The organism is Pseudomonas sp. WS 5021, from assembly GCF_012985535.1.
GTDB lineage: Bacteria > Pseudomonadota > Gammaproteobacteria > Pseudomonadales > Pseudomonadaceae > Aquipseudomonas.
In genome coordinates, this window is the sequence record NZ_JAAQWP010000008.1 from 90,581 (window position 1) to 104,505 (window position 13,925).

Below are 13,925 nucleotides of genomic sequence, written 5' to 3' on the forward strand. Positions count from 1 at the left end.
TCAGTTGGTCACGGCTTCGTTTTGCGGCAGTTGCTGCAGCAGGTCATGGAGCCAGTCCGGGTGTTTCAGGATGTCGTAATGACCAGCGGCAATCAGTTCGTCGCTCAGTGCACCAGGCACTGGGCTGATGAAGTCTGCTTGCGGCGTGCTGGCCCACCAACAATGAGGACGGCAGCCGGTATCTGGCAGGACCTGCAATTGTTCGGACAACGCCTTGAGTTTCATCGCCACGATAAACGTATGGGCCAATTCTTCGGTGCTGATGCTGCTGTATGCCGAGTCGCCAGCGACATTGCTTTGCACCGATGCGATCAACTGTTCCAGGCGCGCAATGTCGCTGCCCGCCGGAATTTCAATCGCCGGCAAACGCCCGACAGCCACATCGAAGATGACTGCGAGGAAACCGCGCAAGTCATCGCTCCAGTCGTCCTCAGGCTGCGCCTGTTCTGCAGTCGGGGTGAAGGCATCGACCAACCCCACGAACTCCACGACTTGGCCCTGGCTTTCCAGCTCCTGCGCCACCAGTAACGCCAATGGGCCACCGAGGGACCAGCCCAACAGGTGGTATGGGCCATCGGCCTGTTTCTGCCGGATGTACTGGGCGTAGTCAATGGCCATGGCCTGCAAGGATTCATCCTCCCAATCGCGGTCCAGCAGCATTCGGCACTGCAGGCCATAAACACTGCGCTGGCCGTCCAGACGCCGGGCCAGGGGCTCGTAGTCGAACACCGTGCCGAAACCGGCGTGCAGGCAGAACAGCGGCGCAGCATTGGCCACACGATTGTTGAGCAGCAACAGCGGGTCGAGGTTCTGCTCGCTCGGGGTGTAGCCCGACAGTTCGGCAATGGTCGGTTTGCCCATCATGTCGCGCAGCTTGAGGCCCAGCCCCAGTTCCGGTTGACTACGCACTTTGGACAACACTTTAAGCACTCGTAGCGAGTCGCCGCCCAGCTCGAAGAAGTTGTCGGTGACCCCGACTTGCTCTACCTCCAACACCTCTTGCCAGATCGCTGCCAAGGCTTTTTCCAGCGCGTTGCGCGGGGCGATGAACTGGCGTCCCTTGAAGTCCGGGTCGGGCAGGGCCTGGCGATCTAGTTTGCCGTTCGGGTTGAGTGGCAAGCACTCCAGCACGAGGATTTGCACAGGCACCATATAGTCCGGCAGATCCTGTTGCAGTTCGCCACGCAGGCGCTCACCGAGGCCGGCCACGTCGCAGGCGACCACGTAGCCGATCAGTTGTTTGCCACCGGCAGTTTCCCGGGCAACCACTACAGCGTCCTGAACATCTGAAAGTTCGCGTAGACGTGCTTCGATCTCTCCCAGTTCAATGCGGAAGCCACGGATTTTTACCTGATTGTCCAAGCGCCCGAGATAATCAATCACCCCGTCCGCACGCTGGCGCACCAGGTCGCCTGTGCGGTACAGGCGTGCGCCGGTACTGGAAAACGGGTCGGCGACAAAACGCTCGGCGCTCAATCCGGGGCGCTGGTGATAACCGCGCGCCACACCTTCGCCGCCGATATACAACTCACCGGCCACACCCTCTGGCACAACATTGAGGGCATCATCCAGTACGTAGAGAGTACGTTCGCCGACACGCTCGCCGATCGGCGCATAAACCGCGCCACACACGGCGTCTACCGGGACTTTCCACAGCAGTGGGGTCACCACGGTTTCAGTTGGCCCATAACCGTTGGTCAAGTACTGCGGTTTGAGGGCGCGCTTGACCAGTTCGAAGTTGGCGTCGGCCACCGCATCTCCGCCAAAGCAGTAGATGCGTACCGGTGGCGGCGCCTGGTCCTGAGTCTGGGCGAACTCGGCGAGTTGCTGCAGATAGGCCGGCGGGAAGCAGGCGATGCTGATGGCATGCTGGTGCAGCGCGTGCCAGGTTTCTTCCGCGGTCCACAGGCGATTGTCGCGTACCACCAGGCGAGCACCGCTGGCCAACGTCGAGAGCCAGCGCTCCTGAGCACCGTCGAAGGCGAACGACATAAACAGTAACTCGCGGGTGCTTGCGTCCATGTCGTAGCGCCGGGCGATGGCCTGGCAATGCATGCGGATCTGCCCATGGCTGACTGCTACGCCCTTGGGTTTGCCAGTGGAACCGGAGGTGTAGATCAGATAGGCAAGGTTGTCATCCAGTACAGCGCTGGCAGGGCAATGGTCGGGCTGACTGTCCAGGCTCAGGCCGTCGAGCGCGATCAGTGCCGGCGCCCACGGTTGATTGAAGCGCGAATGCAGGCTTTCGTGGGTAATCAGCAAACTCATGGCCGAGTCTTCGACGATCCACTGCACGCGCTCCTGGGGATAGTCGATGTCCAGCGGCACATAGGCACCTCCGGTTTTCATGACCGCGTAGAACGCGACGATGACGTCAACTGAGCGCTCCAAGGCAACCCCGACAAAACTTTCCGGGCCTATTCCTTGGGCGATCAGGTAATGGGCCAGGCGGTTGGCGCGGGACTCCAGTTGTCCATAGGTCAACTGAGCTTCGGCACATACCACTGCGACGGCGTCTGGTGTGGCTGCTGCGTGGCTTCGGATGACCTCGGCCAGCAACGGCGCCGTTTCCTGCAAAGGGGCCAGTATGTTGCGTTGGTTGAGGCGTTGCTGCTCGTTGTTGCTGAGCATGGCCAGGCTGCCGAGGGTTGCATCGGGGGTGTCGAGCATGGCGCACAGCAAGGTTTCGAAGCTTGTGCGGATTTGCTCGGTCGCTTCTGGGGTGAAGCGGTTGCGCAGGTACATGAACTCGATGGTTAGGGTATTGCCCAGACGGACCTCCAGGTCCATGGCAAAGTTGGTTACTCCTCGCGCTTTCACATCACCGAAGGTCAGTTGCTGCTGTTCAGTATCATGGAGTCGCTCATCCAGGGGAAAGTTTTCAAAGACGATGATGCTGTCAAACAATGATTGCCCACCCTGGCCAGACCAGCGCTGCACATCTGCCAAAGAGGCATGCTCATAGTCGCGCACCTCAATGTTGTAGGTCTGTAGCGCCTGTAGCCATTGACCCAGGAGCATTTCTGGTTCTGGTGTCTGGATGATCGGCAATGTATTGATAAACAACCCCAGTATGGAGTCCGACCCCGGCAGGGTGGCGGGGCGACCGGCCACTGTGGCACCGAAGCACACGGTCGCGTGACCGGTATAGCGTTGCAGCAGCAACAGCCACGCGGCCTGGATCAACGTGTTGGGGGTCACACGCCAGCGTTGGGCCTGCTCACGCAAGCGCTGGGTCGGTTCCTTGGTCCAGTTGAGGTACAGCGCTTCGTGCCCTGGAAGCTGCTGCCCCGGGCGTGGAGCAATGCCGGTGGCCAAGGTTGTTGCACCGCTGAACCCTTGTAGCTTGTCTTTCCAGAACTGTTCGACGTCAGTCTTCGACTGGTTTTTAAGCCAGACGATGTAGTCCCGATAACTTTCAGGCGGGGTGCTCGGTGCTTGACCCAGATAGGTTTGCAGTACTTCACCCAGCAGACGTGAACTGGACCAGCCATCCATCAGGATGTGGTGGCTGTTCCAGATCAGATGAACCTTGTTGCCCGCAAGCTTGACCAGCGTTACGCGCATCAACGGCGCCTGAAGTAGATCAAAGCCTTGGGCGTAGTCCTCTGCAACCAGTGCTTTTATGCGTTCGGATGTGACAGGCGTGTCTTGCCAGTCGAGTACCTGTGTTGCCAGAAGTGCGTGGGTATAGACCACCTGCAAGGGTTCGGCGAGTTGGTTTGAGTTCCAGAACCCTGTTCGCAGGGTTGGGTGGCGTTTGATAACACTGTCCCATGCGCAGATGAATCGCTCGACGTGCAGGCCGTCTACTTCAACATCCATTTGATTGATGTAGACCGCAGCTTCAGTGTCCTCCAGCGTGTGGAAGAGCATTCCCTGCTGCATTGGCGACAGGGGGTAAATATCTTCGACCAGGTGGGCTGCGATGGGCAGATTGTCCAACTGGGCCTGTGTCAGGCTACACAGTGGGAAGTCAGACGGGCTAAGGCCTGCGCTGTCTGGGCGAGTGCAATGCACAATCATCGCTTGTAGCTCGTTGAAGTATTCCTGAGCCAATCGCTCAACGCTGGTGCTGTTGAACCATTGGGTATCAAAGCTCCAGCTCAGCGCCAGTTGGCCTTCCTCCAGTTGACTGACAATGTTCAGACCTTTCTCTGGCAGATTGGCCGCCATCGGCGACAATCTGTGTGCGCTGAACAACGGGTAGCTGTTGACAGCTGGCAGCGCGTTGAAACGAATCAACGGTCTTGCAACGTGTGCGAGCGTTCCATTTCCCAGATAACGGGTAATGCCGAAACCAAGACCCGCATCAGGAATCGCTCGCAGTTGCTCCTTGGTCTGCTTGATCGATTGATCCAGGATATTTGTCGTCGACAGTCGCACCGGGACACCCGGTGTTGCACCAACAACAGTGCGCGTCATGTTCAGGCCATTGAACGCCTCAGGACGAGTGTGCAGTTGCAACTCGATCAGACAGCTGTCCTGCCCAGTCCAGCGATGGAGAACGCGGGCCAGAGTTGTGAGCAGCAAGGTATCAACGTCGCACCGGTAAGCCAGTGGTGCTTGTTGCAATAGTTGCTCCGTCAGGTTTTTGTCCAAGGTTTTGCGTAGCGTCAGGACTTGATGATCCGCAGTCTCGGATCGTTCCCGTGGTAGGTCATGGGTAACAGGCACTTGGCTCCAATACGCCTGATGAGGATTTGCGGCAACGGTGTGCAGGTGTTCGGCCCAGGCTTTCACACTGGTAGTTTTCGCCGGCAGCATGACCGCCTGGTTGGCTGCCAAGTTCGCGTAGGCAGCTTGCAGGTCCTCAAGCAGAATTGACCAGGAGTATTCGTCGACAGCTAATGGCAGGGCGGCCAGTACCAGGCGCTGTTCGCCTGAAGGCAACGTTGCAAGCATCCCTTGCAGTAACGGGCCATCCATCAGCGTGGATTGTTGTTGCAGTACTTGGTAAAGCGCCTTCAGTCCACTGAGGTCCCGGATTGCCCGGTGTTGTAGCAAAGGTCCGTCATGTGTCGCGAAATGTCCCACCTGGTCGGTGAAGCGCAGGCGCAAGCCATCGTGATGGTGGATCAGGGCCCGTAAAGCCTCCTCAAGGATTTCAGCCACTAATGGGGTATGTGGTTCGAGCACCATCAGCGTTGCACCATTTGGCACGCCCAGTAGTTGGTGGTGGATTGGCAGCAACGGCATTTCGCCGCTAACCAGTGCCTGGTCAATTCCCATATCTGGCTGGTCGAGTTGTGCGACGGACGCCAGGCCTTGTACGGTCTGGTGTTTGAACAATTCTTTGGGGGTGAAATGGATACCTGCTTGGCGAGCTCGACTGACCACTTGGATAGAGATAATTGAATCGCCACCCAGTTCGAAGAAGTTGTCGTTAATGCCCACCTGGTTACGCTTGAGGACGTCTTGCCAGATTGTAGCGATCTGTTGTTCCAGGGCGTTTTGCGGCGCAACGAAGGTCGCCTGTGACAGAGCCGAATCGGGAGCCGGCAGGGCCTTGCGGTCCAGTTTTCCGTTAGGGGTCAACGGCAGCTCCGTAAGGAATATCAGTTGTGCCGGTACCATATGCTCCGGTAGATGGGATTTGAGTTGGATCTTGATTGATTCGCGCAGTTGGGCCTGTGTTTCGAGGCTGTCGAGGGTTCCATCGGGGCGGGTCGGAGCGATGTACGCCACCAGTTGCAGGCCGCTGGCACCCTCTACGGCCAGTACAGCCGCTTCGCGTACGCTGGCTTGTACCAGTAGGCGCGCTTCGATCTCACCCAGTTCGATACGAAATCCACGAATTTTGACTTGATGATCGATACGCCCCACATATTCGATCGCGCCATCGGCACGATAACGGGTCAGGTCACCGGTGCGGTACAGGCGCTCGCCGGTGGAGGAGAACGGATTGGGGATGTATTTCTCTGCAGTCAACGCGGCCTTGCCGAGATAGCCCCGTGTGATTCCGGCGCCGGCTAGGTGTAGCTCGGCGGCAACCCCGACAGGCACCGGATTCAGGTCGGCGTCGAGCATATAGCCCTGGGTATTGTTCAGCGGTCGGCCAATATTGGCCTGACCACCGGCCTCGCGGCGGGTCCAAGTGGAATAGGTGGTGTCTTCGGAGGGGCCGTAGAGGTCGTAGACATGCTCAATTGTGGCCTGTTGGTAAAGGCTATCCACCAGTGATTGCTTCAGGGGTTCACCGGCCAGGTTGATGATCCGCACGCTATCGGGGATTTGCCCTGCACGCTGCAAGGCATTGATTGCCGACGGCACGGTGTTGATCAGGCGTACCTGGTCGCGTGCCGGCAGCTCCGGCAGTTCCAGGGCATTGCGCGCGAGGATCAGCGAGCCGCCGTTGGCCAGGGTGACGAAGATTTCCCATACCGACAGGTCGAAGCACACCGAGGTGGAGGCTAATACGCCCTGGATATCTTCGCGGCTGTAGACCTGCTGCGACCAATGGATCAGCGCCAGCACGTTGCGATGGGCGATAGCCACGCCTTTGGGTTTTCCGGTCGAACCGGAGGTGTAGATCACATAGGCCAGGTTGTCCGGGTTCGTTTGCGTCGCTGGGTTGCTGCGTGGGTAGCGGTCGAGCCACCCGTTTGCGTGCTCATATACCAGCGGTTGCACGCCGATCGGGACTGATAGTGATTCGAGCACATCGGACTGGGTGATCAGCACTTCCAGGCCGCTGTCTTGCATCATGTACGCCAGACGGTCGGCGGGGTAGTCCGGGTCCAGCGGCACATAGGCACCACCGGCCTTAAGTGTTGCCAGCAGGCTGACAATCATCGGTATGCCACGCTCAAGGGCTATTCCTACAAGGCGATCCGGGCCAACCCCTGAATCTCTCAGCTTTTGGGCCAGTTGATTGGATTGCTCGTTGAGTTGGCGGTAGGTCAGCGATTGATGACCCACTATCAGGGCAACAGCTTGCGGTGTGCGTTCAGCCTGGGTTTCAATCAGTTGATTGACACTATGCTGGAGTAGGTAGTCTGTTGCGGGTGGGTTCCATTGCACCATGACCTGTTGTTCAGCGGCATCAAGCATCGAGAGTTCGCCCAAGGCGCAATCAGGATGGTCGAGCATATTCAACAGCAGGCCGGTCAGGTGCCGGTTGAGTTGATCGATAGCCTGTTCAGAGAAGTTGCTGTTGGCATAGTGGTAATGCAGGGACAGGGTGTCGCTCAAACCCACCATCAGCGTCAGCGGATAATTGGTTTGCTCCTGAAGACGGATGCCATCAAAGCGCAACTGTGAAGAACCACCTTGCTCCAGGGCCTCGGAGACTGGGTAGTTTTCAAACACCAGCAGGCTGTCGAACAGTCCTTCTCCGAACAGTTGCGACCAGCGTTGCACCTCGAAAAGAGGAGTGTGTTCGTGTTCGCGCAAGGCCAGGTTCTGCGCCTGCACCGTTTGCAGCCATTGTCCGACGGTTTGCTCTGCATATGGGCTGGCAATGACTGGCAGGGTGTTGATGAACAGGCCAATCTGCTGTTCGATGCCTTTGAGTTCTGCCGGGCGGCCCGCTACGGTTGCGCCAAAACACACACAGTCTTGTCCGGTATAGCGTTGTAGCAGCAACAGCCAGGCGGATTGCAGGAGGGTATTGACCGTGACCTTTTGCTGGCGGGCAAACTCGCTCAGGCGCTGGGTCTGTGCCACTTCAAGTTGCCGAGGGCAATGGCCGTAGCCTTTGCCAGATTTGGCGGGCGCCGGGATAGCTTGTGCCAATCGGGTAGGTTCGGTCAGATCAACCAATTGACTACGCCAGAAGCTTTCGCTCTGGGCTTGGTCCTGGAGTTGTAGCCAAGCAATGTAGTCCCGATAGAGTCCGGCAGGCTTGGCGTCGTGTTGGCCGTTGTAGCGTTGTAGCACCTCACCCAGCAACTGCGAGTTGCTCCAACCGTCCATCAGGATATGGTGATGGGTATAGATCAGGTGATGCCGCGATTCACCTGTACGTACCAGTTGAAGGCGCAGCAGGGCGGACTCATTGAGTTCGAAACCTTCCTGCTCGGTAACGGCCAATGTATCGAGTGATTCTTCCAGATGAGTTTGCGCGCGCCAGTCATGTAGGGTGAATGGCAAGTGCAGGTGTTTGCGTACCAGTTGCACTGGGCCCGGCAAATCGCCTTGCCAGAGGAACTGGGTACGCAAGATATCCCGCGCATCCATCGCCGCTTGCCAGGCCTGCTGGAAGCGCTCGGGGTCCAGCCCTTCGACGTCAAGGCGCATCTGGTTGATGTAGTTGCCTGAGTCGTGCTCATACAAGGAGTGAAACAACATCCCCTGCTGCATCGGTGACAGCGGATAAATATCTTCGATTTCCGCAGCCTTCACCGTAAGTGCATCCAATTGCCGCTGGTTCAGACCTGCTAGTGGGAAGTCGGAAGGGGTGGTGCCCTGGTTATACGGCTGACAGCAATGTTCGATCAGCGCAGTGAGTTCGAGGATGTAGTCATTGGCCAAGCGTTCGATGGTCTGCTCGTCGAACATTTGACTGCTGTATAGCCAACTCACGCTTAACTCACCGCCATACACCTGGCTGTTGATACTCAACCAGTTGGCCAGGGGGGCGTCGGGGTGTTGTTCGGCGCCAGCGCTTTCGCCGCAAGGAGCGAACAGTGCGCCTTGTGCAGCATCGAAGCTGGCGTCGAATTGCCCTAGATAGTTGAAGGTGATGCGTGGTTGGGGCAAGCCGCTTAGGGTTTGTTGTACCGTTTTGTCGCCCATTTCACGCAAGACACCATACCCCAGGCCTTTTTTCGGGATGGCTCGCAGTTGCTCCTTGATGTGCTTGATCGACTGTTCAAGTGTACCGGCCGCCGAAAGCTTGACTGGGAAGATACTGGTAAACCAGCCGACCGTACGGGTCAGGTCTATATCGTCGAACAATTCTTCGCGGCCATGGCCTTCAAGCTGGATCAGGGTATCGTCACGCCGGGTCCAGCGGCCGACTACCCGGGCCAGGGCTGTGAGCAGCAGGTCGTTGATTTGCGTGCGGTAAGCCGCTGGGGCTTGTTGAAGCAACTGGCGCGTCTGGGCCTGGCTCAGTCCGACCTGCAAGTTACGGCTATGGCGATTGTGCAGGCTGGCGTCTGGATGTTCGCAGGGCAGGTCAGTGGCAACGCCGTTCAATTGTTGTTGCCAGTAATCGACTTCCTCCAGCAGGGCACCACTCTGTGCATACCCCCGCAAGCGCTCGCCCCAAGCTTTCACCGAGCTGGTTTTGTGTGGTAGTTGAGGTGTTTGTCCGGAAATCTGTTGGCGATAAAGAGCTTGCAGGTCCTCGAACAGGATGCGCCAGGACACACCGTCAACCACCAAGTGATGGATGACGATCAACAAGCGTTGCTCACCGTTTGGCAGGTTGCTCAAAACTGCCCTGAGCAGCGGGCCTTCTTGCAGGTCCAGGCTGCGTTGGGCCTGGTCGTAAAGAGGGACCAGTGCTGCCACGTCGGCGACATCCTGCTGCCAAAGCATGGCGCGCGGGGTATGGGCGACAACGTGTCCAGCCCAGCCGGTGCCTTGCGGTTTGAAGTTCAATCGCAACGCGTCATGGTGTGCGACTAGCCCTTGCAGTGCATGTTCCAATGCCGGGGCATTCAAGGCCTCATGGGGTTTGAGCACTACTGATTGATTCCAGTGGTGACGTTCAGGGATTGCCTGCTGGAAGAACCACTGATGAATCGGTAGCAGCGCCACCTCTCCGGAAACCGGACCTTGATCGATTCCCGTACGGTCGCTGGTCAATTGGGTGATAGAGGCCAAAGCTTGCACGGTCTGGTGCTGGAACAGCTCTTTAGGGGTGAAGTGAATCCCGGCCTGGCGCGCCCGGCTGACCACCTGGATCGAGACGATCGAGTCGCCGCCCAGCTCAAAGAAGTTATCGGTTCGCCCAACGTGCTCCAGCTTGAGTACGTCTTGCCAGATAGCGGCAATCTGCTGTTCAAGGACGCTTTGCGGTGCAACGAACCGGTCCGTCGGTACGCCAAGTTCGGGAGCGGGCAAGGCCTTGCGGTCAAGTTTGCCGTTGGGAGTCAGCGGCAGTTCGGCCAGGAATATCAGATGGGCTGGCACCATGTATTCCGGCAGGTGTTCCCGCAGTGCTGTCTTGATCGTTTCGCACGACGACGCTTGAGCATCGCTATTTGCCAGGAATTGGTCAGGAACGAGGTAAGCCACCAACTGCTGACCGCTAGACCCTTCCATTGCCAGTACCGCGACTTCTTGCACACTGTCCTGTGCCAGCAGGCGTGATTCGATTTCACCCAGTTCAATTCGGAACCCGCGGACTTTTACCTGATGGTCGATGCGTCCGACGTATTCAAGCGTGCCATCGGCGCGATGACGAGCCAGGTCGCCAGTGCGATACATACGTTCGCCGTGGGCTGCGTATGGATTGGGAACGAACCTCTCGGCGCTCATGCCCGGGCGGAGCAAGTACCCCCGGGTAATCCCTGCACCGGCCAGGTAAAGCTCAGCAGTGATGCCCGGTGCGACGGGTTGTAGTTGAGCATCAAGCAGATAGCTTTGGGTGTTGTGCAGCGGCCGGCCAATATTGGCCTGGCCACCGGCCTCGCGGCGGGTCCAAGTGGAATAGGTGGTGTCTTCGGAGGGGCCGTAGAGGTCGTAGACATGCTCAATTGTGGCCTGTTGGTAAAGGCTATCCACCAGTGATTGCTTCAGGGGTTCACCGGCCAGGTTGATGATCCGCACGCTATCGGGGATTTGCCCTGCACGCTGCAAGGCATTGATTGCCGACGGCACGGTGTTGATCAGGCGTACCTGGTCGCGTGCCGGCAGCTCCGGCAGTTCCAGGGCATTGCGGGCGAGGATCAGCGAGCCGCCGTTGGCCAGGGTGACGAAGATTTCCCATACCGACAGGTCGAAGCACACCGAGGTGGAGGCTAATACGCCCTGGATATCTTCGCGGCTGTAGACCTGCTGCGACCAATGGATCAGCGCCAGCACGTTGCGATGGGCGATAGCGACGCCTTTGGGTTTGCCGGTGGAACCGGAGGTATAGATTACATAGGCAAGGTTATCGGGCGAGACCGAGATGATCGGTGCGGTCAGTGGGTAGCCAGCCAGTTCCTCCACCAATCGATCCATCAGCAATACCTGTGCCTGGGTGCGTGGCAGATCGGCGAGCAGCTCACTTTCGGTCAGTAGAACCTGGGCACCACTGTCTTCAAGCATGTAGGCGACACGGTCGGCTGGGTAGTCCGGATCCAGCGGTACATAGGCGCCGCCGGCCTTGAGCACGCCGAGCAGGGCTACAATCAACGCGTCCGAACGCTGCATGGCTACGCCAACCCGGACTTCTGGGCCAACGCCCATGGCGATCAACTTGTGGGCCAGGCGGTTGGCCCGTTCGTTCAATTGGCTACGGCTCAACGTGCGCTCGGCATCGATCAGTGCCAGGGCGTTCGGTGCTCGGTCGGCTTGATCTTGAATTCGTTGGCCGACAGTACCTTGGTCTTGATATGCACCCGCTGTGTCATTCCAAGTGCATAGCAGGCGCTGTTCAGGTTCGAGTAACAGGTTGAGATCACCCAGTGCCTGTTGTGCTGAGTGGCAAAGACTGTCGAGCAACTGCGTCAGATGAGCACTGATTGTCTCAATGAAGCTTGGATTGAAGTGTTTGAGGTCGTAGCTGTAGCGCAACGACAGCTTGTCGTTCAGACCCACAGCGAGCGTCAACGGGTAGTTGGTTTGCTCATGGTTACTCAGTTCGCCGAAGCTTAGGGCGTCGGAGGCGCCTTGCTCCAGCGCCTCGGAAATCGGGTAGTTTTCAAAGACCAGCAGGTTGTCGAAGAGAGCTTCACCGGCCAGATTGGACCAACGCTGTACCTCGTAAAGTGGTGTGTGCTCCTGCTCGCGCAGTGCCAGGTTCTGGTTCTGGATCTGTTGCAGCCACTGTGCCACGGATTGCTCCTGGCGGGGGCTGGCGATGACCGGCAAGGTATTGATGAACAATCCGATCTGTTGCTCGATACCCTTGAGTTCCGCAGGGCGTCCCGACACGGTGGCACCGAAGCACACGGTATCGTGACCCGTGTAGCGTTGCAGCAACAGCAGCCAGGCCGCTTGTAGCAAGGTGTTGACGGTAACTTTCTGCTGGCGCGCGAATTCGCTCAAGACGAGGGTACGGGTCGGGTCCAATTGCTGGAAGTGCTCGGCGTAACCTTCGGTATCAGGGCGATGAGCGACTGCCTGGGCCAGACGTGTTGGTTCCTGCAACCCCGCTAGCTGTTCGCGCCAGAAGTCCTGGCTGACGGCTTTGTCCTGGCGTTGCAACCAACCAATGTAGTCGCGGTAGCTGCCATGTGTTTTGGCCTGGAGCTGCCCGTTGTAGCGCTGTAGGACTTCGCCCAGCAGCTGTGAGTTGCTCCAGCCGTCCATCAGGATGTGGTGATGGGTATAAATCAGGTGATAGCGAGTGTCGCCGGTGCGCACCAATTGCAGGCGTAGTAGCGGGCCCTGACTCAGGTCAAAGCCCAGGCGTTCGCGGTGGGCCAGTTCGTCGAGAGCCGCAGTTTGTTGCCCCTCATTGCGCAAGTCGTGCAGGGTGAAAGGCAGCGTTGCCTGTTTATGCACCAGTTGCAGTGGGGTATCGATTTCGCCCTGCCAAAGGAAGTTGGTGCGCAGGATATCGTTGGCTTCGACCGCCGCCTGCCATGCCTGCTGAAAACGCTCGGGCAACAGCCCGTCGATATCCAGGCGCATCTGATTGATGTAGCTACCAGAGTCCTGATCATAAAGGGCATGGAATAACATACCTTGCTGCATCGGCGACAAGGGGTACAGGTTTTCGATCAGGTGAGCCGGCACTGGCAGTGCATCCAGCTGCGCTTGTGACAACTGCGCCAATGGCACGTCCGAGGGGGTGATTGCGCTATTTTGTGGTTGGCAGCAATGCTCGATCAGCGTTGCCAGCTCTTGCGCATACTCGTCTGCAAGTCGTTGCATGGTTGTCTCATCGAACATCTCCCGGCTGAAGGTCCAGTTCAGACTCAACTCGCCGCCGTAGACCCGGCCATTGATACTCAGCCAGTTTGCCAGCGGTGCTTGCGGGCTTTGCTCATCACCGGTGCTTTCCCCGGATGGGGCGAACAGCGCGTGGTCCTCGCTATCGAAACTACCGTCGAACTGGCCGAGGTAGTTGAAGGTGATGCGTGGCTCGGGCAGCTCGCGCAAGGAAGCGCGCGCCTGCTCGTCGCCCAGGTAACGCAGGGCGCCGAAGCCAATGCCTTTGTTCGGGATTGCCCGCAGTTGTTCCTTGATATGCTTGATCGATTGCCCCGGATCGGTGGCAGGGGTCAGTTTCAGTGGGAACAGGCTGGTAAACCAGCCGACGGTACGTGTCAGGTCGATGCTGTCGAACAAGTCTTCGCGGCCGTGGCCTTCCAGTTGTACCAGCACTGACGGTTGTTGGGTCCAGCGCGTGATGACGCGGGCCAATGCGCTGAGCAGCAGGTCGTTGACCTGGGTGCGATAAGCGGCTGGCGCGTCTTGCAGTAGTCGGCGAGTCAGCTTCTGGTCAAGATGAGTCTGCACACTTACGGCATCGGCGTTCTGGCGGTTGCCCGCCGGGTTTTTGCACGGAAGGTCGCAGGTGACGTCTTGCAGTTGCTGCTGCCAGTACGCCAACTCCTGCTGCAGGGCTTCGCTGGTGGCGTAGGTTTGCAGTTGCTCGGCCCATGCCTTGGCCGAGCTGGTCTTGAACGGCAGTTTTAACGCTTGCCCAGCTTGTAGTTGGCGGTATGCGGTTTGCAGGTCTTCAAACAGGATGCGCCACGAGACGCCATCAACGGCCAGGTGATGAATCACCAACAGCAGGCGTTGTTCGCCGCAAGGCAGGTTAATCAACACCGCCCGTAACAGAGGGCCTTCGTGCAGATCGAGGCTACGTT

Annotated in this window: 1 protein-coding gene (cut by a window edge); it reads right to left on the minus strand. The window is 58.3% G+C overall.

The features are described from left to right. Window positions 1–13,925, minus strand: partial view of a non-ribosomal peptide synthase/polyketide synthase gene (locus HBO19_RS23480; RefSeq protein ID WP_170058411.1) — the 3' portion only. Its footprint extends 3,610 nt past the window's final position; only the last 13,925 of its 17,535 coding nucleotides appear in the window; the start codon falls outside the window, past its right edge — the gene reads right to left on this strand; its stop codon occupies window positions 1–3.